This is a genomic window from Kitasatospora sp. NPDC048715 (assembly GCF_043198905.1).
In the GTDB taxonomy this organism is placed as follows: domain Bacteria; phylum Actinomycetota; class Actinomycetes; order Streptomycetales; family Streptomycetaceae; genus Kitasatospora; species Kitasatospora lactacystinica.
Genome location: NZ_JBICVH010000009.1, coordinates 311,616 through 333,171 on the forward strand (window position 1 = coordinate 311,616; position 21,556 = coordinate 333,171).

Below are 21,556 nucleotides of genomic sequence, written 5' to 3' on the forward strand. Positions count from 1 at the left end.
TGCTGCCGTCGGCTACCCGCTACCGGCTACTGGTTGCCGACTACCGGCTGAGCATGCGCAGCCGCAGCCGGTGCGGCCGCAGCACCGTGGCCAGCCGCACGGGGCGGGCGTCGGCCGGCCCGGGCGCCGCGACCGGCTGCCAGCGGCCCAGCACGGTGGCCAGCGCGATCGCCGCCTCGGCGCGCGCGTAGTCGGCGCCGACGCACTGCCGCGGCCCGTTGGCGAAGCCGGCGAAGGCCCAGCGCGGCAGAGCGGCGGCCCGCTCGGGCAGCCAGCGGTCCGGATCGAAACGGGCGGGTTCCGCGAAGATCGACGGGTTGTGGTGGGCCACGTAGGAGCTGAGCAGCACCTGGCTGCCACGCGGCAGGGTGCGCCCTCCCAGGTCGGTCTCGCGGGTACAGGTGCGCAACAGCACCCAGCCGGGGGGATGGAGACGCAGCGCCTCGGTCAGTACCCGGGCCGTGCGGGGCAGGAACGGCAGGTCGGCCCACTCGGCCGGGCGGCCGCCCGGCAGCACCGCGTCGAGTTCCGCCCGCAGGGTGGCCAGCACCTGCGGATGCGTCGTCAGCAGGCTCAGTGTCCAGGAGAGTTGGGAGGCGGTGGTCTCCGAGCCGGCCAGGAGCAGCGTGACCACCTGGTCGTGCAGTTCGGTGTCGGAGAGCGTGGAGCCGTCCTCGTCCCGGGCCGCCAGCAGCCCGGCCAGCAGATCGGTGTGCCCGGTACCGTCGGCCCGGCGGTCGCGTACGAGCTCGGCCACCGTCCGCCGCAGGGTGCGCACCGCCGCGTGGTGGCCGGGGCCCGCGGGCAGCATCAGCACCCGCCGCAACGCGCCGGCCAACGCGGTCTCGAAGGCGTGCTGCAGACGGTCGGCCAGCGCGTCCGGCGCCTCGGTGCCCAACAGGCTGCGCGCCACCACCCGCAGGGTGAACCGGTAGCACGCGGGAAAGACCTCGACCACCTCGCCGTCCCGCCAGGAGGCGGCCAGCTGCGCCGCCTCGCGGGTCATCACGGTGGCGTACCCGGCCAGCCGCTCGGGCCGGAACTCCGGCTGCAGCAGCCGCCGTTGGCGTCGATGGTCGGCGTGCGCACAGGTGGCCAGCCCGTTGCCGAGGACCCGGCGGAAGCGCTGGTGGACCGCTCCGTCCTTGTCGAAGGTCCGGTCGTCCGCGTAGACCTGCCGCAGCAGTTCCGGGTGGCAGGGCACCACCATCCGGTTCGGTCCCAGCCGGACCTCCACCAGGTCGCCGTACCGGGACAGCCGCCCCAGGAACCCCGTCGGATCCCGCACCAGTGCGGGCAGGTGCCCGAGCACCGGCAGCGCCCCGGGCAGAGTCGCATGGGAGTACGTCGTGGGTGCGGGATTCCGCGCGGACGAGGACACCGGATCAGCATAGGTCCGCAACCGGGCGGCGGGGCGGTTCGGCGCGGCGGTCCAGGTGCCGTTCGGCGACGGTCCGGGCGTGTGCCTCGTTGAATGCCGCTCGTCGACGGCTGACCGCCCGGCGCACGGGCCTTCTGAGGCTCTGTCCCCTCCCGGGCCGGGCGCTGTCGCAGAGGGAGACGCGATCCGCCGGCTCCGGGGGCGACGCGCTGAGGGCCGACCGCCGGCTTCCCGGCCGGGCCGGCGGTCGGCTCAGTGTTCCTGCGGCGGAATGTCCGCGACCTCCCCGGTGACCTCGCTCAATGCCGAAAGCGCGCCGGGCCGTTGAATGCCCGGCATGGCCACGATGACGTGGTCGATTCCCGGAACGTCTCACCCGGCATCAGCGCCGTCCTCGCCCTGACCCGTCGACGCGGCTGCTGAGCCGGCGCGGCAGTGGCCCGCGCCGATCGCCCGGCCGCCACTCAGGGTGATCGGCCGAATCTGGACAGCGATTCGGCGTTGCTCGCGGCCCCGGGGCGCTGTCGGCCGCCCTGCCGAGACGTTGGGCGCACTCTCAGGGGGTGGCACGACAGGCCGCGCAACTGGCCCCGGTCGCCGGGCCGGACGGCGGCCTGCTGGTATAGCCGCCGCCGTGCTCCATGACGTCGGCCGGTGGGACGGTTCAGTTCCGGAAGGACACGGTGAGGTTGGCGTAGCCGCGGAAGGTGAGGCGGTCGCGGCGGACTGCCGGGCCGGCGCGCCGCATGGTGGGCAGGCGCTCCAGCAGCAGCGGGAGTGCCAGTCGCGCCTCCGTACGGGCCAGCGCCGAGCCGAGGCAGTAGTGTGCGCCGGCGCCGAAGGAGAGCGACGGCGGGGAGTCCCGGAACGGGTCGAACCGGTCCGGGGCGGTGAAGTGCGCCGGATCGTGGTTTCCCGCCCCGAGGAGCAGAAGGATGTGGCTGCCCTTCTCGATGCTGCCGATGCCGTCGATCCCGATCGGCTCGGGTGCCCACCGGCTGGTGAGTTGCAGGGGAGCGTCGAGGCGGGACACCTCTTCGACGTACCGGTCGGCCAGGTCCGGGTCGGTCCGCAGCCGCGCGGCGTGGCCGGGGTGGTCCAGCAGGACGCCCAGGCCGTTGCCGAGGAGGTTGGCGGAGGTTTCGAAGCCCGCCAGCAGCAGGAACACCAGGTTCGCGACGAGTTCGCGGGCGGACAGTTCGCTGCTGTCGTGGTCGTGTGCCGGCGCCAGCGCGGTGATCAGGTCCTCGCCGGGTTCGGTGCGCCGGAGCCGGGTCAGCTCGGTGACGTACGCCTCCAGTTCGAGGGCCGCACGGTCGGCCGTGGTGGCGGGGCCGTCGGGCCGGAACGGTTCCAGGACGGCGGTCGTCTCCTGGGCGCGCTCGCGCAACCACTGGTGCTCGTCGGCCGGGACGCCGAGCAGCGTGCCGATGACCCGGATCGTCAGCGGGTAGGCGAACTCGGCCATGAGGTCCACGGCCTCGCCGTTGCGGCCGATCCGGGCCAGGTGGTCGGCGAGGACCACTGCTTGCGCCGAGACGACCTCCTTCAGCCGGTCGGTCCGACGCGGCGAGAAGGCGTCCGCGGCGAGCCGCCGGACGCGGGCGTGGTCGGGCCCGTTGGCCTTCATCATGGAGTCCGCGATCAGGCGTGCGGCGGCACCGTCCGGCCAGCCCCGGACCTCCAGGCGCGGGTCCCGCAGCAGTGCGTTGACGGCGTCGTACCCGGTCGCCGTGTAGAAGCCCGGCCGCAGGCGCACCACCGGCCCGTGGGACCGGAGGGCGGCGTACGCGGGACAGGGGTCCTGGCGGCCGGCGGGTGACGCCAGGTACTGAAGTGCCTCGCCGAGCAGCATGCCGGGATTCCTCACGTGGAGAGCGATCGACTGGGTTGACGGCGTGTCGTGGACGTCCGGGGTTCAGGAGTACCGGATCAGCTGGAGCCGTGGCGGCATCGTCCAGTCGTGGGGTTCGAAGGCGATGCGGGTGAGCGGTGCGGTGGCGGCGGCGTCGGTCATGATCTGTTCCAGGGCGTCCTGTTGGCCTGGTGCGAGGAAACCCCAGAACAGGCTGTGCCAGACCACCGTGCGCACGGACGGATCGGGCGGCGTCGCCAGCTCGCGCCGCAGCCAACCGACCGCGTCCGCCTGTTCCACCCGGACGGGGACGCGGGCGGCGAGGTCGAGCGCGTCGTCGAGGGCGGCTCGCAGGAAGGTGTGCTCGAAGGGCAGGTAGCTCCGTACGGTCCGCGCGTCGGCCGGATCGGCAGGGTCGCGGGGACGCAGGTCGCAGCCGGCGCGCGCCACGATCCGGATGCTTCCGGGGTCCGGACCGTGGGCGGGCAGCCGGACCGGTGAGGCGGGGTCGCCCCACTCCCAGCCGGGGCCGAACCACCGGTAGCGGTCGATCAGCAGGTTGAGTCCGGCGCAGGCGCCGAGTTCGAGCAGTCGGATCCGCGGGGCCCGCACCAGTGCGAGTCCGTGCAGCAGCGTCGCGGCCCGGACGGGCTCGTGCTGCTGCACCGGGTTGTCCAGGGCGGTGGTGATCTCGGCGGGGTGGTCGGCGATCGCTGTGACGAAGAGGTCCCACGACCGGTCGGTGCCGTGCGGTTCGAGTCCGTCCGCCGCACTCGACTCGGCCAGGTGTGCGGTCAGTCGGGGAAGCCGTCCGGCGGTCAGCAGCCCCTGGACCCCGGCCATCGCCCGGATGGTGAACAGGGGCGTGCCGGCCTGCGGGTGCCGTCCGATCAGGCGGGTCACCGGCCCGCCGTGCTCGACGTCGTCGGCGAGCCTGGCGAGCAGCCCCGAGGCGAAGGGAGCGGCCCCGGCGGACCGTGCGGCCATCGACCGCAGCAGCTCCGGTCGGTCGATCAACTCGCGCACGGGGACACTCTGTTCGGCACTGTTCGGGCGGAGGTGTGGACCAGGCCGTGCAGCAGCTCCCGGTACGGGCCGTGCGGAGCGAGCCGGTCGAGCACCGCGCAGCAGTGCTGCCGCAGCGACTCGACCCGGCGCCCGTAGCCGTCGAGGACGGACGGATCCCGCAGCGCGGTCCGCAGCTCCCCGCGGGCGCCCGGATCGGTGCCGGCCCGGGCACGTAGCCCCAGCAGGTGCTCCCGGTGCGCCGGTGTCGCGGCTTCGAGGGCGTGGGCCAGCAGGAGAGTCCGGGTGCCGTTGGCCAGATCCTCGAACTCCTGTGCAGGGCTGGGGACTCCGTCGTTGCCGAGCTGTCGCAGGACGCCGAAGAGTTCGCCGAAGGTCCGCCAGGACCGCAGTGCTTCCGGTCGGTCCGTGGCGAGCCTGGCCGCCAACACCGCGTCGCGGCCGTAGGCGGCACCGCTCTTGCCCCGGTAGCAGACCATCACGGACCGCCACGTCACGGCACTGTCCGCCGGCTCGGCGATGTCGGCCAGCTGGCCCTCCAACGCGTCCAGCGCGGTGCGGACCAGCTCCTGTTCCCAGGCGAGGCGGATGTCCGGGGCTGTCGACTGCCGGTCGACCACCCAGTGGGGCAGTGTGCTCCCGCAGGCCACGGCTGCCAGGGTGGTGCGTGCCAGCTCGGACCTGCCCGAAGACGCGGCCGGGCCCTGGCCGTCGGCGAGGTCGTCGAGGGCTTCGGCCCCCGCCCACCACAGCCGGGAGACCGCACACACCGCCGCCGCCGGCCGGGGCTCGCCGGTGATCGCCCCGAGGACGGCCATGCCGAGGAGACGGAAGGGGCTTCGGCCGCCGCCGTCCGCCGCCAGCAGGCCGGCGACCGCGTCCGCCAGGCCGGGGTGGTCGCGGCGCAGATCCTCCAGCACCACGGCGATCTCCGCGCCCACGGCCGCGAACCAGTCGGGCGGAACCGTCAGCGGTTCGGCCATCTCGGTGGGACTCATCGATGTGTCCTTGGGGTCGGGCCCGCCGGCGCTCCGGCGGCCATTTGCGGTGCGGGGGAGGGCCCGCACCCGCCCGAGGGAGGTGCCGGGCGAGCGCGGGCAGGGGCACCGATCAGCAGTAGGTGTAGAACCCGCCGCCCATCACGGCGGCGATCCGCTGGTCCGCGCAGGACGACGGCGCGCTCGGGTCGGCGGGCTGCTCACCCTCCAGCAGGCGCTCCGCCGCCTCGATCACGTCGAAGGTGTTCTCCTCAAGCATGTTCTGCGACACCGCAGTTCTCCTCTCAGGGAAGTGGACCGCCGGCCATCCGCCGACTGCGGGTGCGCCAGGGGCCGGGACTGACTGAGACGCTACGGAGGCGGGAGTCCGGACGGTTGTACGGCAGTGCACGGGGGATGTCCCAGGAGGGAATGAGACGTGACGGCCGGTCGACTCCCCGTCGTGCCGATGCGGTTCGCCGAGCACGGCGCGGATCGCCGCCTGCACCAGCGCCTGCTCGGCGGCGGCCGGCCGGCTCCGCCCCGTCGCCCTGATCCGAGCCGCGGCAGGCGCCATGGTTGGAGGTCCCGGCGGGCGGTAACCTTGGGTGCCCACGGAGCGCGGGCCGGGCGGACCCGAGGGGGGCGAGAGTGGCGGACGGCGGGCTGTACCCGGCCCTGGTCGGGCGGCAGCGGGAGACGGAACTGCTGACCGCGGCCCTGGTCCAGGCGGTGGACGGTGCGAGCGGGTCCACTGTGCTGCTGCGCGGCGAGGCGGGCGTCGGCAAGAGCACGCTGCTGGCCTGGGTGGAGCGCGCGGCGCGCGAGCGCGGGTTCACCGTGCTGCGGGCGGTCGGTACGGAGGCGGAGACGGACCTCGCGTTCGGAGCGCTCCACCAGGCCTTCTGGCTGCTGCTCCAGCGCTCCGGCGCCCTGTCCGCCCACCAGCAGGAGGCCCTGGAGAGCGCGCTCGGTGTCCGTTCCGGTACTCCGAGCGGGTTCGCCGTCGGTGCCGCCGTGCTGGCGCTGCTGGAGGAGGCGGCGCGGACCGCCCCCGTGCTGCTGCTCCTGGACGACCTGCACTGGATCGACTCCTCCAGCGCGACCGTTTTCGCCTTCCTCCACCGGCGCTGCGCCGAGCTGCCGGTGGTGATCGCCGGTGCCACCCGCCCGGGCAGACCGGCCGCTCAGGCCTGGTCGGCCGAAGCCGTTGACGTGCCCGCCCTGCCGCGGACGGACGCGGCCCTGCTGCTGGGCACCTGCTACCCCGAACTCGCGGCGCCCGCCAGGGACCGCGTGCTGACCGAGGCGGCCGGCAACCCGCTGGCACTGGTGGAGCTGCCGCGCCAGCTGGCGGCCGCCCAGCAGCGCGGGGCCGCTCCGCTGCCCGAACGGCTGCCGCTGGGGCGGAAGCTGGAGCGGATGTTCACCGAACGGCTGGGAACGGTGGCGCCCGAGGTCGGCCGCCTCCTGCTGCTGGGCGCGCTGGCCACCGGCCCGGACGCCGGCAGCGGAGCGTGGCTGCGCGCCCTCGCGGACGAGAACGCGCGGGGGATCCTGGAGCGGATCGAATCGGACGGCCTGGCCCGGCTCGACGCCTCCGGACAGCTGGTGTTCCGCCACCCCCTGGTCCGTACCGCCGTCGTCTCCTCGGCCACCGACACCGCCCGTCGCGAGGCGCACCGGGCCCTGTCGGAAACCCTCGCCCCGGACGACCCCCGGCGGCTGGTCCACGAGGCGTCCGCCGCGCTGCTGCCCGACGAGGACCTCGCGCACCGCCTGCAGGAGGCCGGCCGCGACCTCGCCCGGCGCGGTGGCGATGCGGAGGGGGCGCTGCTGCTCGAACGCGCCGCCGTCCTCAGCTCCAGCTCCTGCGAGCGCGCCCGCAGGCTCACCTGGGCCGCGGTGATGTCCGCCCGCGGCGGGCAACTGCGCCACGCCGCCGCCCTGGTGGGGGAACTGAAGGCCAGCACGGTGCCGCAGGACGTCGCCCCGCTGTTCGCGTACGCGGTGGTCTACGTCGACCAGAGCCACCACGTCGAGTTCGAGTCCTCCTCCGCCCTGCTGCCCGCGGCCCTCGACGAGCTGACCGCACCGGGCGCCGACGACTTCGCCGGGCTGGTGGATCAGGCCTACTTCAAACTGCTGCTGGCCGCCACCTACACGGACGACCCCTGGGCCTGGCGGGCCCTGGAACGGCACCGGGAGAACGTCTCCGAGGCGGGCCGGCTGTGCCTGCGCGCGTGGACCGACCCGGGCCCGGACGCGGTCGCCGCGCTACGGGCGGTGGCCGCGGACCTGACCGAGGAGCAGGAGGCGGGTGCGGCCTGGCTCCTGCTGTGGACCGCCTCGGCGCTCGACTGCCCCGAGGTCGACCTGTGGCAGCGCTTCACCGGGTTGCACGGCTACGCGACCCAGGGCTCGGTGGCGAAGGCCAAGTGCCACCAGGACTTCCTGCTCGGACACTGGGACCAGGCGGCCCGCTGTCTGCGCGAAGCCGAGATCGCGGACGATCTCGGCTACCGCACCAACGCCCTGATCTTCCGCCAGTACTACGCCCACTTCCTGGCCGGGCGGGGCGACGAGGCCGGGCTGGGGGAAGTCGAACGGGCCATCAGGCCGACGGCCACGCGCGCCCGGATGCGGTTCGTCCTCGACCGGCTTACCCACCTGAGGGGCCTGGCCGCCCTGGCCCACGGACGCTACGAGGAGGCGTACGCGCTCTTCTGCGAGATCGCCCCGCCCAGGCGGCTGCCCAGCGGACCGCCCTGGCACCACACGCTGGTCTTCGACCTGGCGACGGCCGCCGTGTACACGGGTCGGGGTGAGGAGGCGCGGGCACACGTCGCGGCGGGGCGGACGGCGGGCTCCGCGGAGATCTCCTTCCGGCACGCCTTCCTGCTGGCGGCCGCCACCGCCCTGGTCGCCGAGGACGACGAGGCCGAGGCCGCCTACCGTGCCGCGTACGCCGTGCCGGGTGCCGAGCAGTGGGTGTTCGACCTCGCCCGACTGCGGCTCGCCCACGGCTCGTGGCTGCGACGGCGCCACCGTCCCGGGGCCCGGGAGTCGCTGCGCGCGGCGCACCACGTGTTCCGGCGCCTCCAGGCGGATCCCTGGGCGCAGCGGTGCGAGGAGGAGCTGCGGGCCGCGGGCGACCAGGTGGCACCCTCGCCGGGTGGAGCGGCGCCGGATGCGGCCGCGCTGACCGGCCAGGAGCTGCGGATCGCCCGGCTGGCCGCCACCGGCCTGAGCAACAAGGAGATCGGCCAACGGCTCCAGCTGTCGCCCCGTACCGTCGGTGCGCACCTCTACAAGGTCTTCCCGAAGCTCGGCATCACCTCGCGGGCCGCGCTCGCCCGCGCCCTCGGTACCGACTGAGCCGCCGGGACGCCGGGTCGGCCCGTTGTGCTCCCCGTGCACCGGACCGGTCCCGCAGCGTACCGCCGCAGCCCGACAGTCAGATGACCTAACAGGCCTCCAGGCCCGCAGGTCAGGCTTGACTTCGCAGGGTTTCGGCGAAAGGGCGGTCAGGTGGGCTTGCAGGTGACGACCGCGTCGGTCCCGGACGACGAGAAGGCGGCGTTCTGGAGCGGGGCGATGTCGCGGACGCTGGTGCCGGTGGAGGTGGTCCCGCTCGCCGGTCGGCCGTTCGAGGGGATCCTGGCGTCGCACCGGCTGGGGTACGTCCGGGTATCGACGCTGGACGCGGATGCGGTGCGGGTCTTCCGTACGGCGGCGCTGATCGCACGGGACCCGCGGACCGAGCCGCAGGTGGGGGTCGGGGTACAGGTGTCGGGCCGGGCCGTGCTGGAGCAGGACGGACGCCGGGCGGAGGTGCCGGCAGGCGGGCTCTTCCTGTACGACACGGCACGGCCGTACTCCGTCGACTACCCGGAGAGCTTCCGCACCCATCTGTTCCACCTGCCGCGCCGGTCGCTGGACGTGCCGGAGCGCGAGCTGCAGCAGGTGGCGGGGACGGCCGTCGCCCCGGCGGAGGGGTGCGGATCGGTGCTGCTGCCCTTCCTCAACGCCCTCGCGGCGTCCGTGCACTCCTACTCGGCGCCGGTCGGTGACCGGCTGGCCGGCAGTGTCTCCGACCTGCTGAGCACGCTCGTCGCCCAGCTGACCGCCGCGCGGACGGCCGACGGGCCCAGCACTCCGAACGACCACCTGGTCCGCCGGGTGCGGGAGCACATCGACCGCCACCTGGGCGATACGGAGCTGTCGCCCGAGGCGATCGCGCGGGCCCACCACATCTCCGTGCGGTACCTGCACCGGCTCTTCGAGAGCGAGGGAGTGACGGTGAGCCGGCTCATCCAGCGGCGTCGGCTGGACGCGTGCGCCCGCGAGCTGGGCCGCCGCGGCCGTACCGCGCCGACGGTGTCGGCGGTCGCCCAGCGGTGGGGCTTCGTCAACCCGGCGCACTTCAGCCGGGCCTTCCGGGCCGCCTACGGAGTCTCGCCGCGCGAGTGGCGCGCGCTGCGGACCGCCGACGCCGGTTGACGAAATGCCCGCCGCGGCCGTAATCCGTGCACGGACAGGACACCACGGCCGCCGTCCCGGCCGTACGGTCGAGCGGCGTGTGCGCGGCGTGGGACGGTGCGTCCGGCATTCCGCCCGGCGTGCAGCGGGTGCGCGCCACGCGTCGTAGTGCCCATCCGATCACGCCAGGAGTGAAGAGTTGTCCGACACCACCCCCGCGCACGGCCGACGACCGGTGCTCGACCGGGCGCTCCAGGAATTCCTGGACGCATCTGCCGGCAAGGCGGCGACGGAGTTCCCGGACCTCTCCCTCCTCGCCGCGGACGAGGCGTGGGACGTCGCCGCGTCGGCCGGCAGGGAGCCGGACGATCCGTACGGCACCACGTCGGAGTGGCTCGCGCTGCCCTGCGGGCCGACCGGGCGGGTGCACGTCCAGGTGATCAGGCCTGTCGGCGCCGCCGAGCCGAGCCCCGTGGTGCTGTTCCTGCCCGGCCTCGGCTGGTCGCTCGGCGACGCCGCCGCCTACGGTCGGCTGATCCGGGAGTTCGCCCTGGGAACCGACGCCGCCGTGGTGTACGTGGACTACGCCCGGGCGCCCGCGGCCCGCTATCCGGTGGCCGTCGAGCAGTGCTACGCCGTGGCCCGTTGGATCCACGCGCACGGCCACGAGATCGGCCTGGCGGGACACCGGATCGCCGCCGTCGGCGACTCCGCGGGGGGCAATCTCGTGGCTGCCCTGACGTTGCTCGCCCGGCAGCGCGGGGACGTACGGCTGGTGCACCAGGTGCTGCTGTGCCCGGTGACCGACGCGGACTTCGACACCCCGTCCTACCTCCGGTTCGCGACGGGGTACTTCCTGCACCGCGACCACATGCGCCGGTTCTGGGACGACTACCTGCCCGAGGCGCACCGGCGGCGGGAGGCCGCCGCCGCGCCGCTGCGGGCCACCCTGGACCAGCTCGCCGGGCTTCCCCCGGCGCTCGTGGTCACCGCCGAGGCCGACGTGCTGCGGGACGAGGGCGAGGCCTACGCCGCCAGGCTCCGGGTGGCGGGCGTCCCCGTGGTGGCGACGCGCTACCAAGGTGCTGTGCACGGCTTCCTCCTCCTCGACGGGCTCCATCCCACCGGCACCGCCCGGGCCGCGCTGATCCAGGCCGTCGACACCGTGCACGTGGCCCTGCACCGCGGTTCCTGCTGAGGCCGGGCGACGCGGCGCCCGGCCTCCCACCGGCGGCCCGACCGGTGATGGCGCGTCATCCGGCGTCCCGTCACCGGTCGGCGTGGACCTCCGCGATGTAGCCGCCCGGGAACTGCACCATCGCGCTCACCCGGCCGCTCGCCGTGACCGGCCCCCACAGCACCGAAGCGCCGGCGTCCTTGGCCCGGTTCAGAGTCGCGTCGAGGTCGGGCACGCGGTAGCCGGTGAGCTCCCGGCCGAACGGGGAGGGCAGGTGGCCGTCCGTCACCATGACCGCGGTGGCGCCGAAGCCGGAGGTGAGGCGGACGAGTCGGTACGCCGTCCCGGGAAGGCCGATCCCGGCGCCGTCGGCCCGCCGGTCGTCGGAGACGATCCGGCCCCCGGTGAAGGAGAGGTAGCTCCGCAGGAAGGCGCCGACCGCGTCCGGGGACAGGTAGAGCCGGTTCTCCGGAATGCTGGCCAGGGCCGGGTACGACGGCGGCGTGGTGTGCACGTAGAGCTGGGCGCTGATCCCGCCGGGGAACTGGATGACGGCGTCCCGGCCGATCGGATCGTCGAACGGTGTCACGGTCACCGCGGCACCGTCGGCCCGGGCGGTCCGGACCGCCCGGGCGAGGTCAGTGACGAGCCAGCCGGTGCGCTCGGTGCCGAACGGGTAGGGGACGGGCGTGGTGTAGTCGAAGACCGACAGCGTGCCGACCGGCGACAGCACCAGCTCGGACTGCGTCCGGCTGGGCGTCGGGGTCACCTGGGTGGAGACCGGCCCGATCGTGGTGCCCCCGAAGGTGGCCACCCAACTCGTCACGAAGGCCTGCTCCGTACCCGGCGCGACGTACACGTGGGTGGAGTCGTACTGCTCGCCGACGGCGAGCGGGCGGGACGGGCCCGGCGGACCGGTCGGGGCGCTCTGGGCCACCGAAGCGGTGGGGAGCGCCGTCAGCGCGGCCATCGCCGCCACCAACGGAACCAGCCGTCGGGTGAAGCCCTGCATCATGGGGGACCTCCTGGTCGTCGTTCGTGCCGGGCGCCCGCTGTGCCGGACGACGGGCGCGGCAATCGTGTGCAGGCTCGCATGGTCGGGCTCAGGAGTGCTGTGTCCAAGGAGTTTTGACGGACCGTCCGATACCGCGTCGTGCGTTCCGGATCGGCTCTCACGCTACGCGGACGAAACCGGGGAAGCTTTCCGTCAGTGCACCGGCTCTTTGTCGGGAGCGCAGTGGCGGTCGCCGGGCAGGTCTCCCGGACGTCGCCTTCACAGCGACCGGGCCCGGTCAACGCCGGCGGCGGCGGGGTCGGCGGCGGTGCACTGAGAGTCAACAGCGGATACGCGCAGAGTGCACCACACCGCATCCCGGCGGCTAGCCTCGGCGTCTCGTACGCGTCGGGCCGCTCAGGCGCGGACGGGCGGTCCTGCACGGCCCGCCGAGACAGGACGGGCAGGGCAGTGATCAGTCACCACGGCGGGCAACCCGCCGGGTTCGTTCACGAGTTGTGGTGGCCCATCCCCTCCTCGATGAACCCTCATGCCGGGCCAGTCGGCCCGGAGCCGGCCCGGTCGGCACGGCATCGGCTGCCGGCCGTGCGGACCACTCTGCGGACCTTGCGGCCGCGGGGCGGGGGTTCACATGTCGGCTCCGGCGGTCCATCGATCTGGGAGGAACCATGCACACCGTACTCTCCACGACACCGTTGTCCTCCGCCGACCGGGCGGAGCGCTGGCACGAAGCGGTGTCCCACGCCTTCGTGCCGATGACGGTGAACCTCCTGGAGGCGGAGCCGTCGCCTGGAACGATCGTCAGCCGTCAGCTCGGCCCGGTGCGGATCTCCCGCGTCCAGGCGGGGCCACAGGTGGTGTCGCGCGGTAAGCACATGATCGCCAAGGACGACCGGCGGTTCCTCATCGTGAGCCTGCAGGAGCGTGGCAGCGCGCTCAAGGAGCAGGACGGCCGGGAAGCTCTGATCAGGCCGGGTGAGTTCTCCATCACCGATTCGTCCCGCCTGTTCCGCAAGAAGATCGAGGAGGGATTCGCCTTCACCTCCTTCCAGTTCCCTCGCGCGGAGCTGGACGTGTCGGAGCGGGACCTGCGGGCGCTGACCGCGACGGCCTTCACCGCCAGCGAGGGCGGCGCCGCGCTGGCGGCGACCTATCTGGCCCGGATGGCGCGCGAGGCAGACGGGTTGGACGAGGCCGTCGGCCGCCGGGCCGCGGCCACCGCGCTCGATCTGGTGGCGCTGCTCGTCGACGAGCGATGCGGGTGCGCTCGTGCGCGGACTCCACGGAACGCGGCCTCGCTGGAGCGCGTCAAGGACCACATCGTGCGGAACCTCTACGACCCGGACCTGTCGCCGGCCGGGATCGCGGCGGCGAATTTCATGTCGGTCCGCTTCCTCCACAAGTTGTTCCAGCCGGAGGGCGTCACGGTCGGCGGGTGGATCAGGGCGCAGCGGTTGGAGCGCTGCCGCCGGGACCTGCTCCGGCCGATGGCCGGGGAGCTGGGAGTGGCGGGCATCGCGAGGCGCTGGGGCTTCGTCAACTCCAGTCACTTCAGTCGTGCCTTCCGTGCCGCGTACGGCATGACGCCCCGCGACTGGCAGGTCGGCGGCAGGTCGGTCGAGCAGCTCTCCGCCGTGGGTGCCTGAGGTGGTGCGACTCGGGTCCCGGTCCGTACCACGGAGCGCCGCCGCCGGCACCTGAAGCTGCCGTGAACAGCGGCCCACGCCAGGTCACCGGCCGGGCGCGGCGAGGGGTGCGCGGACCGACAGGAGGGCGTGCGCCCTCGGGACACGCGTCCCGCCCGCGCATTCCTAGCCTGATGACCACCACCAGGACGACGAAACCGAGAGGTGACCACCATGTCCGAGCAGAACGCAGCCGGCGCCGGGCCGACCCTGGAGCCCGAGGCCCAGGCCTTCGCCGAGGCCACGGCGAACCCGCCCTACCTGTTCGACCTGGGCCCGGCCAAGGGCCGCGAGGCAGTCGACGAGGTGCAGTCCGGCGAGATCGCCAAGCCGGAGATCGACGAGGAGTGGATCGAGGTGGCCGGCGGCCCGACCGGCCGGGTCCGGGCCCGCATCGTGCGCCCCGCCGGGGCCACCGGCCCGCTCCCCGTCGTCCTCTACCTCCACGGCGCGGGCTGGGTGTTCGGCAACGCCCGCACCCACGACCGCCTGGTGCGCGAGCTGGCCGTCGGCGCGGAGGCCGCCGTCGTCTTCCCGGAGTACGACCTGTCGCCCGAGGCCCGCTACCCGGTCGCCATCGAGCAGAACTACACCGTCGCCCGCTGGGTCGTGACCGACGGGCACACCAAGGACCTGGACGCGTCCCGGTTCGCCGTCGCCGGCGACTCCGTGGGCGGCAACATGAGCGCGGCGCTCACGCTCATGGCCAAGGAGCGCGGCGACGTCGTGCTGGTGCAGCAGGTGCTGTTCTACCCGGTGACCGACGCCGCCTTCGACACCGACTCCTACCACCGGTTCGCCACCGGCTACTTCCTGCGCCGCGACGGCATGCAGTGGTTCTGGGACCAGTACACCGCCGACCCCGCCCAGCGCGCCGAGATCACCGCCTCCCCGCTGCGCGCCACCGTGGAGCAGCTCCAGGGGCTGCCGCCGGCGCTGGTCATCACCGGTGAGGCCGATGTGCTGCGCGACGAGGGCGAGGCGTACGCCGTGAAGCTGCGTCAGGCCGGCGTTCCGGTCACCGCCGTCCGGTTCCTCGGCACCATCCACGACTTCGTGATGCTCGACGCGCTGCGTCCCTCGAAGTCCGCGCAGGGCGCCATCACCCTCGCGGTCGAGACGCTGCGTGAGGCGCTTCACCAGGGCTGACCAGCCCGCCGCCACCACCCCCTCCGCACCGGAGCCGGCGCGGAGGAGAACGTCAAGGCACTGGTGTACCTGGCGGGCTACGCACTGGAGGAGGGGGAGAGCCTGGGGGAGCTGCAGGGCCGCTTCCCCGACTCCGAGCCCGCCTCGGCGCTGGTGTACACGCCGTTCCCGCTGGAGGGCAAGCCGTCCTGGGGGCTCGTCTCCTCCGCCGACCGGACCGTCAACCCCGCGGTCGAACGGTTCGGCTACCAGCGTGCCGGGATGACCACCGTCGAGGTCGACTCCTCGCACCTGGTCATGCTCGCCCAGCCCAAGCCGGTCGCCGACCTGATCCGCGCCGCTGTCCGCTCCGTCACCAACTGACCAGGAGAACCCCATGACCAGCCAACCGCGCCTCCACCAGCACAGCCCCGAGATCCAGACCTTCGGCACCGTCACGCAGCTGCCGATCGCGCTGTCCCACGACGCCCGGCTGTACTCGTGCCAGCGGCTCAACCGCATCCTCGCCGACACCCAGTTCCTGTACGCGCTGTACAAGAAGCACCACTGGGGCATGCGCGGCCCGACCTTCTACCAGCTGCACCTGCTCTTCGACAAGCACGCCCAGGAGCAGCTGGCCCTGGTCGACGTGCTCGCCGAACGGGTGCAGAGCCTGGGCGGTGTCGCGGTGGGCGATCCCCGCCACGCCGCGCAGATCACCGGCGTGCCGCGTCCGCCGGACGGGGTCGAGGACGTGCGGGCGATGCTCTCACGGCTCCTCGAAGCCCACGAGACCATCCTCGCCGAGGCCCGCGACGCGGCCACCCGCACCGCGCAGCTCGGCGACGACGGAACCCAGGACCTCCTGGTCTCCCAGGTCATCCGCACTGGCGAGGCCCAGGTCTGGTTCCTCGCCGAGCACCTCGTGGTCACCCCCCAGGCCGGGGCGTGACCAGCGGGCGGGGCCCGTCCGGGGACGGGCCCCGCCCAGCGCTCCCCGCCGGAGGCGGGAACCGGACGGGTTCGCTCGGGCCCCGAGGAGAGCCTCGGGCCCCGAGGAGAGCCTCGGGGCCCGAGCCCACCGACGACGAAACCGCGGTCGGGGTTGCGGATGTCTCAGGGTCGGTGCAGGGCGAGCCGCGTGGCCAGGCCGCCGCCCACGCCGGCGACCACGGCCACCGGCAGCCACCACAGCGGCCAGTTCGCCAGGCCGAGGGCACCGTCGATCGACCACCGGCCGGGGCCGGTGGCGGCCAGCGCCGCGCCGATGACGATCAGCACGAGCGGGTACTCGTACCCGTCGTGCTGCACCCACAGCCCGTGCGGCCACTTGACGGTGAGGGCGACGGTCATCACTCCCATGGCACCCGCGCCGGCCAGCGGCGTGAGCAGGCCGAGCGCCAGCAGCAGCCCGGCCCCGAGCTGGGTGCCGCCCGCGGCGAGCGCCGTGAGCCTCCCGCCGCGGAAGCCGTCGCCCCGGAACTCGGCGGTGCCGCCCGCCAGTCCGTTGCCGCCGAGGAGGAAGCTGACCTTCTGGACGCCGTGACCCGCGATCAGCAGGCCGGCGACCACCCGCAGCAGGAGAAGGCCCGTGTTCATTGTGGACTCCGGTCGGATTCGGTCGCGGTCCGTCAGCCGGCGGCGTGCGGGTCGATCATGGCCTGGGCGTAGACGACACCCAGGCCGTAGGCACCGCCGTGCTCCTTGACCAGGTCCGTCACCGCGACGTAGGTCTCGGTCCGGGCCCAGTCGCGCTGGAGCTCCAGCAGCACCTGGACCCAGGTGACCGGTACGGCCCCGGCCGCGGTCATCCGCTGCAGGGCGTGCTCGTGTGCCCGCGGGCTCACGCCTCCGGAGGCGTCCGCGACCACGTACACCTCGTAGCCCTGCTCCAGCGCCGACAGCGCCGGCAGGACCAGGCAGACCTCGGTCCACAGGCCCGACAGGATGATCTTGCTGCGGCCGGTCGCCTTGACCGCCTCGACCAGGGCCTCGTCCTCCCAGGCGTTCATGCTGGTCCGGTCGATGGCCTCCTGCTCGGGGAAGACCGCCTGCAACTGCGGGAGGATCGGTCCGGAGAAGGACTTCGCCGCCACGGTGGAGAGCACCACCGGCACGTCGAATATCCTCGCGGCCTTCGCCAGGCCGACGGTCGAGTTGATGACGGCGGTGCGGTCGCCGCTGCCGGTGCCGAAGAACATCTGCGGCTGGTGGTCGACGAACAGCATCATCGCGTTGTCCGGGGTGAGCAGATCGGGGCTCGGGGTGGCGTGGACCTTGGTGAAGTCGACCATTGTTCTTCTCTCTCCTTGAGAACTACGGAAGTTGACGGAGCGTCGGACACCTGCCGGATCGGCGGGGCGCCATGCTTTCGACGCTAGTGCGCGTCGGCCCGACGCGGCTGCTCGCCGCGTGCCCGGTGCTGTTCCGACACTGCACCGACGGCACGCCCCGGGGCGGTGGCATGCGCCGTGCACTGCGGGGCAACCGACGGTGCGCTGCGGAGGCACTCCGGACACCGCAGGCTGCTTAGGTTCGCCGGGGCGGCCCCAACCGGGCCGCTCTGCCAGTGGGAAGGCGGCACCTCTTGCAGTTCGGGATCTCCGGCCTCGGCGAGGCGACCGTCGACCCCACCACGGGGCGGTCCCCGTCCGGGCGCGAGCGGATCAGGGCGAGCCCGGCCATCGCGCCCGCGCCGCGGCCCGCCGACAGTTCGGTGCCGCGGTTCACCCTGCCGCCCGCCGCGCTCGATCCCCGCTGACCCGGCGCGCACCCCGACCGCCACCGCCAGCCCGCCAGCAGCCACCGCCCGAAGGGGAACTCCGTTGTCCAGCATGCCTGTTGCCGGGATCCGCCCCGGCACCCCGGACCAGCCCGCCGACCTGGTCATCCGCAACGCCAAGGTGTACACCAACGACCCGCACCGGCCCCGGGCGACCGCCGTGGCCGTCCGGGACGGACTGATCAGCGCGGTCGGTGACGACGCGGACGTCGCCGCGCTGGTCGGCCCGGACACCCGGGTCGTCGACGCGCTCGGTCGCCGGGCCGTCCCAGGGCTCAACGACGCGCACCTGCACGTCATCCGGGGCGGTCTCAACTACGTGCTGGAGCTGCGCTGGGACGGCGTACCGACGCTGCGTCAGGCACTGGCCATGCTCCGGGTCCAGGCCGAGCGCACCCCGCCCGGCCAGTGGGTGCGAGTGGTGGGCGGCTGGTCCGCGGACCAGTTCGCCGAACGGCGGCTGCCCACCCTGGAAGAGCTCAACGCCGCGGCGCCCGACACCCCCGTCTTCGTGCTGCACCTCTACCAGTCGGCGCTGCTCAACCGCGCCGCGCTGCGCGCCGCCGGCTTCACCCGGGACACCCCGGACCCGGTCGGCGGCCAGATCGTCCGCGGACACGCCGGTGAACCGACCGGCCTGCTGATCGCCGCGCCCGGTGCGCTCCTGCTCTACTCCACGCTGGCCAAGGCGCCGACGCTGGACGAGGCCGACCGGGCCGGCTCCACCCGGCACTTCCTGCGAGAGCTGAACCGCTTCGGCCTCACCTCCGCGATCGACGCCGCCGGCGGCTTCCAGAGCTTCCCGGAGAATTACGCCACCGTCATGGAGCTGGCCCGTCAGGGGCAGTTGACGCTGCGGATCGCCTACCACCTCTTCCCGCAGACCGCAGGGCAGGAACTGGACGACCTCACCCGCTGGGTCGGCACGGTGCGCCCCGGTGACGGCGACGCCTGGCTGCGTCTCAACGGCGCCGGGGAGAACCTCACCTGGGCTGCCGCCGACTTCGAGAACTTCGCCGAGCCCCGGCCGCAACTCGGCTCCTACGAGACGGAGTTCGAGAAGGCCGTCCGGCTGCTGATGGAGAACGGGTGGGGCTTCCGGTTGCACGCCACCTACGACGAGACCATCCGCCGCGACCTCGCCGTCTTCGAGAAGCTCGCAGCCGACGGCCTCTTCCCGCACGGCAACCGCTGGCTCTTCGACCACGCGGAGACGGTGAGCCCGGACACCCTCGACCGGATCGCGGCCCTGGGCGGCGCCGTTTCCGTGCAGAACCGTCTCTCCTTCCAGGGCGAGGCGTTCGTCGCCCGCTACGGCGCCCCGGCGGCGGCCGAGGCGCCGCCGCTGCGCGCCATGCTGAGCCGAGGCCTCACCGTCGCGGCGGGCACCGACGCCACCCGGGTCTCCTCCTACAACCCCTGGGTCGCCCTGCACTGGCTGGTCTCCGGCCGCGCGGTCGGCGGACGGCGGCTCGCCGCCGACCACAACCGGCTCGGCCGGGAACAGGCGCTGGAGCTCTACACCCTGGGCGGCGCCCGGCTCACCGGCGAGGAGCAGGTCAAGGGGCGGCTGAAGGTGGGGAGTTACGCGGATCTCGCGATCCTCGGTGCGGACTACTTCACCGTGCCCGAGCCGGACATCCCGCACATCGAGTCCGTCCTCACCGTGGTCGGCGGACGGATCGTGCACGGCGCCCAGGAGCACCAGGGGCTGGCCCCCGACCTGCCCGCGGTGGCGCCGTCGTGGAGCCCGGTCACCCGGTTCGGCGGCTATCACGCCACCCCCGCGCCCAGCCTGGCCGGCGTCCACCAGGCCGAGCGGGTAGCGGCGGCCGCGGCGGCCTCCGACGAGCAGCGCGCCTGGCGCGAAGCCCGCGGTCTCGCCCTCCCCGGTCGGGGTTCGGCGCCACTGGACCCGTGCTTCTTCTGAAAGTCCTTCTTCCGAAAGTCCTTTTTCTGGAAGTGCGTCAATTCAAGCAGGAGACCCCCATGACCACGCCCGCAGACGATCCCGGCGCCGCGGCCCGACCGAAGCCGCCGCCTCCCGGGCCGCAGGTCCAGGACCGGCATCCGCTGGCGCTGGCCCTGTTCGCCCTCACCGCGGTCAGCGGCCTGATCGACGCCGTGAGCTACCTCGGCCTCGGCCACGTCTTCACGGCGAACATGACCGGTAACGTCGTCGTCATCGCCTTCGCCCTGGCCGGAGCCCCCGGGTTCTCCGTCGCGGGCTCACTGACCTCCCTCGCCGCGTTCCTGCTCGGCGCGGTCCTGGCCGGCCGCCTCGTGGCGCGGCAGGCATCCCCGCGGCGTGGCCGGTGGCTGCGCACGGCCCTGGTCCTGGAGGTCGCGCTGCACGGCGTGGCCGCCGCCCTCGCCTTCGCCTGGGGCACGGACGGCTCCGTGCGGTACGCCGTGATCGCCGTGGTGGCCCTGGCGATGGGCATCCGCAACGGCACCGTGCGCGGCCTCGCCGTACCCGACCTCACCACCACCGTGCTCACCCTCACCCTGACGGGCCTGGCGGCCGACTCCCACCTGGCCGGTGGCACCGCGCCGCGCCAGCGTCGCAGGATCCTCGCGGTCGCCACCATGCTGGCGGGCGCCGCACCGGGCGCGGTCCTGGTGCTGCACGGGCAGATCGCCTGGGCCCTGGTGGCCAGCGCGGTGCTGGCCGGCGTCACCGTGTTGCTCTACCGGGAGTGAGGTGGCGCTCCATCGGATTCTCACTCCCGCCATCGCGGCCGCGATGGCGGGAGTGCCGCTTCCCGGTACGCGACCCGCGCGCGGACCGTGCGCCCTCGGGGCGGACGGTGTTCACGCTCGGTCGTCGCCTACCGAACAGCCGGGATCAGCGTGCGGCGGACCCGCGCAGACGGGCGGTGAGGAGGTTCGGGTCCTGTCGGGTCAGGTAGGCGGCGTCGGCGACCCAGACCCGGTCCCCGCGGACGGCCACCGAGGTGGGGTTCTCCAGCCCGTCGCCGTGGTCGAGCACGACGGTGTGCTTTCCGTCGGCGGCGACCAGGACGACCTGGCTGCTGGCGTTGAGAGCGGCCAGCACCTGGTTGCCGTGCCCGGTGAAGGCGAAGTCGTCGATGCCGGGCAGGTCGGCGGCGGCGACCTGCGCCGGGCCGGCGGTACCGTCGGGCCGGATCGGGAAACGCAGCAGGGTGCCCTGGTCGAGGTTGCTGACCCAGACCGCCCCGTTGTGGACCTTGAGGCCGTTGGCGCCGAGGAAGCCGCTGGGGTTCAGGGCGCCGCCGGTGGCCCACGGGACGGCGGAGCCTCCGTCAGCGGGGATGCGCCAGACCGTGCCCAGGACGGAGTCCGCGGCGAACAGGTCGCCGGTGCGGTCGTCCAGGGCGAGGCCGTTGGGCAGCCCGTCGGCGGGCAGAGCGGCGATGCGCTCGGGGACGCCGCCGGGGGACAGCCGCCACACGCCGGTGAGGTCGGCCGTCCCCGTGGCGTAGAGGAAGTAGAGGACGCCGCTGTCCGTGGACACGATGCCGCCGAGGAACGGGGACTGCAGGACGGGGGTGGTCGCACCCGGCGCGGGGGCGGGCAGGGTGGCGATGACACGGACCCTGCCGTGGCAGTCGATCTCGGCGACCTGACGGGAGAAGGCGAAGGTCACGGCCGTGAGGCCGCCCGGCAGCAGGGTGAGATTCTCCGGCTGCCGGCCCTGGGCGAGATCCAGATGGGCGACCACCCTCGGCAGGGACAGCGGGGGAGTCGAAGCCCGGGCGGGACCGACGAAGGCGGTCGAGGTCACCGCGGTGAGGATGACCGCCGGTATCCGGAACAGGGAGCGGATGCGCATGATGCCGACCTTTCGGCTTGGGAGGGACCGGGGCGGGCGGCGGATCGTCGTTCCGTCCGGTCGTCCGGGAAGGTGACGAGCGCGGCGCTGACGGCGTCGGGCGCTGCGGCGCCGCAGACGGCAGGGCGAGCGGCCGACACCGACGCCGGCCCGCGCGCCGGACGATCGGCGCGGGAACGAGGATCGACGCCCAGGAGCCCGGAGTGGACTCCCTCCCGGAACCTAGGGCGC

Annotated in this window: 18 protein-coding genes and 2 pseudogenes; 11 read left to right on the forward strand and 9 right to left on the reverse strand. The window is 73.7% G+C overall.

Going from position 1 to position 21,556, the window contains the following annotated elements; translation table 11 throughout:
- Nucleotides 1-40: 40 nt before the first annotated feature.
- Nucleotides 41-1,381, reverse strand: a complete 1,341-nt coding sequence (locus ACGFSC_RS19200) for a cytochrome P450 (protein WP_359910307.1) — start codon at nt 1,379-1,381, stop codon at nt 41-43.
- Between the two features lie 521 nt (nt 1,382-1,902).
- On the opposite strand from ACGFSC_RS19200, the pseudogene ACGFSC_RS19205 reads away from it, so the two are divergent.
- Nucleotides 1,903-2,033: pseudogene (locus ACGFSC_RS19205) on the forward strand (HD domain-containing protein); the annotation flags it as partial.
- A 12-nt stretch (nt 2,034-2,045) separates the two neighbouring features.
- On the opposite strand, the gene ACGFSC_RS19210 reads toward ACGFSC_RS19205, so the two are convergent.
- From ACGFSC_RS19210 to ACGFSC_RS19225, 4 genes are all read right to left on the reverse strand, one after another.
- Entirely contained in the window at nt 2,046-3,236 is a 1,191-nt protein-coding gene (locus ACGFSC_RS19210; protein WP_359910310.1) for a cytochrome P450, read from the reverse strand.
- Nucleotides 3,237-3,299: 63 nt separating this feature from the next.
- Nucleotides 3,300-4,262 carry a DUF2332 domain-containing protein gene (locus ACGFSC_RS19215; RefSeq protein ID WP_359910313.1) on the reverse strand — a complete coding sequence of 321 codons (963 nt, stop codon included), beginning with the start codon at nt 4,260-4,262 and terminating at the stop codon, nt 3,300-3,302.
- Entirely contained in the window at nt 4,250-5,260 is a 1,011-nt protein-coding gene (locus ACGFSC_RS19220) for a polyprenyl synthase (protein ID WP_359910316.1), read from the reverse strand. Before ACGFSC_RS19220 ends, ACGFSC_RS19215 begins: the two co-directional genes overlap by 13 nt.
- Before the next feature lie 112 nt (nt 5,261-5,372).
- Nucleotides 5,373-5,531: a hypothetical protein gene (locus tag ACGFSC_RS19225; RefSeq protein WP_359910319.1), complete on the reverse strand. Its 159-nt coding sequence runs from the start codon at nt 5,529-5,531 to the stop codon at nt 5,373-5,375.
- 359 nt (nt 5,532-5,890) lie between these two features.
- Between ACGFSC_RS19225 and ACGFSC_RS19230 the strand changes: the two genes are divergently transcribed.
- The 3 genes from ACGFSC_RS19230 to ACGFSC_RS19240 all read left to right on the forward strand — a co-directional run bounded on the left by ACGFSC_RS19230 (nt 5,891) and on the right by ACGFSC_RS19240 (nt 10,919).
- Nucleotides 5,891-8,617 carry a BREX system ATP-binding domain-containing protein gene (locus ACGFSC_RS19230; protein ID WP_359910322.1) on the forward strand — a complete coding sequence of 909 codons (2,727 nt, stop codon included), beginning with the start codon at nt 5,891-5,893 and terminating at the stop codon, nt 8,615-8,617.
- 165 nt (nt 8,618-8,782) lie between these two features.
- On the forward strand, nt 8,783-9,742 hold the full coding sequence (locus tag ACGFSC_RS19235) for a helix-turn-helix domain-containing protein (RefSeq protein ID WP_359910325.1): 960 nt from the start codon (nt 8,783-8,785) through the stop codon (nt 9,740-9,742).
- Nucleotides 9,743-9,920: 178 nt separating this feature from the next.
- Entirely contained in the window at nt 9,921-10,919 is a 999-nt protein-coding gene (locus ACGFSC_RS19240) for an alpha/beta hydrolase (protein WP_359910328.1), read from the forward strand.
- A 70-nt stretch (nt 10,920-10,989) separates the two neighbouring features.
- On the opposite strand, the gene ACGFSC_RS19245 is transcribed toward ACGFSC_RS19240, so the two are convergent.
- Nucleotides 10,990-11,913 carry a glyoxalase gene (locus ACGFSC_RS19245; protein ID WP_359910331.1) on the reverse strand — a complete coding sequence of 308 codons (924 nt, stop codon included), beginning with the start codon at nt 11,911-11,913 and terminating at the stop codon, nt 10,990-10,992.
- Nucleotides 11,914-12,581: 668 nt separating this feature from the next.
- On the opposite strand from ACGFSC_RS19245, the gene ACGFSC_RS19250 reads away from it, so the two are divergent.
- From ACGFSC_RS19250 to ACGFSC_RS19265, 4 genes and pseudogenes are all read left to right on the forward strand, one after another.
- A complete protein-coding gene (locus tag ACGFSC_RS19250) occupies nt 12,582-13,559 on the forward strand; it encodes a helix-turn-helix domain-containing protein (protein WP_359910334.1) in 978 nt (325 codons plus the stop codon).
- Nucleotides 13,560-13,772: 213 nt separating this feature from the next.
- On the forward strand, nt 13,773-14,747 hold the full coding sequence (locus tag ACGFSC_RS19255) for an alpha/beta hydrolase (RefSeq protein WP_359910337.1): 975 nt from the start codon (nt 13,773-13,775) through the stop codon (nt 14,745-14,747).
- A 27-nt stretch (nt 14,748-14,774) separates the two neighbouring features.
- Nucleotides 14,775-15,110, forward strand: a pseudogene (locus ACGFSC_RS19260) (alpha/beta hydrolase); the annotation flags it as partial.
- 13 nt (nt 15,111-15,123) lie between these two features.
- The gene (locus ACGFSC_RS19265; RefSeq protein WP_359910340.1) at nt 15,124-15,678 is read left to right on the forward strand and encodes a DNA starvation/stationary phase protection protein; all 555 of its coding nucleotides are present in this window, start codon (nt 15,124-15,126) and stop codon (nt 15,676-15,678) included.
- Between the two features lie 164 nt (nt 15,679-15,842).
- On the opposite strand, the gene ACGFSC_RS19270 is transcribed toward ACGFSC_RS19265, so the two are convergent.
- Both ACGFSC_RS19270 and ACGFSC_RS19275 read right to left on the reverse strand, forming a co-directional pair.
- The gene (locus tag ACGFSC_RS19270) at nt 15,843-16,325 is read right to left on the reverse strand and encodes a DoxX family protein (RefSeq protein WP_359907480.1); all 483 of its coding nucleotides are present in this window, start codon (nt 16,323-16,325) and stop codon (nt 15,843-15,845) included.
- A gap of 32 nt (nt 16,326-16,357) precedes the next feature.
- The gene (locus ACGFSC_RS19275; protein ID WP_359907477.1) at nt 16,358-17,020 is read right to left on the reverse strand and encodes a hydrolase; all 663 of its coding nucleotides are present in this window, start codon (nt 17,018-17,020) and stop codon (nt 16,358-16,360) included.
- A 293-nt stretch (nt 17,021-17,313) separates the two neighbouring features.
- On the opposite strand from ACGFSC_RS19275, the gene ACGFSC_RS19280 reads away from it, so the two are divergent.
- From ACGFSC_RS19280 to ACGFSC_RS19290, 3 genes are all read left to right on the forward strand, one after another.
- A complete protein-coding gene (locus ACGFSC_RS19280) occupies nt 17,314-17,487 on the forward strand; it encodes a hypothetical protein (RefSeq protein WP_359907494.1) in 174 nt (57 codons plus the stop codon).
- A gap of 73 nt (nt 17,488-17,560) precedes the next feature.
- Complete coding sequence (locus ACGFSC_RS19285) at nt 17,561-19,438, forward strand: amidohydrolase (RefSeq protein WP_359907491.1); 1,878 nt, start codon at nt 17,561-17,563, stop codon at nt 19,436-19,438.
- 59 nt (nt 19,439-19,497) lie between these two features.
- Nucleotides 19,498-20,211, forward strand: a complete 714-nt coding sequence (locus ACGFSC_RS19290) for a YoaK family protein (protein WP_359907474.1) — start codon at nt 19,498-19,500, stop codon at nt 20,209-20,211.
- 145 nt (nt 20,212-20,356) lie between these two features.
- Here ACGFSC_RS19290 and ACGFSC_RS19295 read toward each other — a convergent pair whose 3' ends face one another.
- On the reverse strand, nt 20,357-21,325 hold the full coding sequence (locus ACGFSC_RS19295; RefSeq protein ID WP_359907472.1) for a hypothetical protein: 969 nt from the start codon (nt 21,323-21,325) through the stop codon (nt 20,357-20,359).
- Between the last annotated feature and the right edge of the window lie 231 nt (nt 21,326-21,556).

Excerpts from the sequence above, each read along its gene's own strand:
- ACGFSC_RS19290 (WP_359907474.1), top strand. The coding sequence starts at position 19,498 with ATGACCACGCCCGCAGACGATCCCGGCGCCGCGGCCCGACCGAAGCCG.
- ACGFSC_RS19270 (WP_359907480.1), bottom strand. The coding sequence starts at position 16,325 with ATGAACACGGGCCTTCTCCTGCTGCGGGTGGTCGCCGGCCTGCTGATC.
- ACGFSC_RS19275 (WP_359907477.1), bottom strand. The coding sequence starts at position 17,020 with ATGGTCGACTTCACCAAGGTCCACGCCACCCCGAGCCCCGATCTGCTC.
- ACGFSC_RS19220 (WP_359910316.1), bottom strand. The coding sequence starts at position 5,260 with ATGAGTCCCACCGAGATGGCCGAACCGCTGACGGTTCCGCCCGACTGG.
- ACGFSC_RS19285 (WP_359907491.1), top strand. The coding sequence starts at position 17,561 with ATGCCTGTTGCCGGGATCCGCCCCGGCACCCCGGACCAGCCCGCCGAC.
- ACGFSC_RS19210 (WP_359910310.1), bottom strand. The coding sequence starts at position 3,236 with ATGCTGCTCGGCGAGGCACTTCAGTACCTGGCGTCACCCGCCGGCCGC.
- ACGFSC_RS19295 (WP_359907472.1), bottom strand. The coding sequence starts at position 21,325 with ATGCGCATCCGCTCCCTGTTCCGGATACCGGCGGTCATCCTCACCGCG.
- ACGFSC_RS19250 (WP_359910334.1), top strand. The coding sequence starts at position 12,582 with ATGCACACCGTACTCTCCACGACACCGTTGTCCTCCGCCGACCGGGCG.
- ACGFSC_RS19265 (WP_359910340.1), top strand. The coding sequence starts at position 15,124 with ATGACCAGCCAACCGCGCCTCCACCAGCACAGCCCCGAGATCCAGACC.
- ACGFSC_RS19245 (WP_359910331.1), bottom strand. The coding sequence starts at position 11,913 with ATGATGCAGGGCTTCACCCGACGGCTGGTTCCGTTGGTGGCGGCGATG.
- ACGFSC_RS19255 (WP_359910337.1), top strand. The coding sequence starts at position 13,773 with ATGTCCGAGCAGAACGCAGCCGGCGCCGGGCCGACCCTGGAGCCCGAG.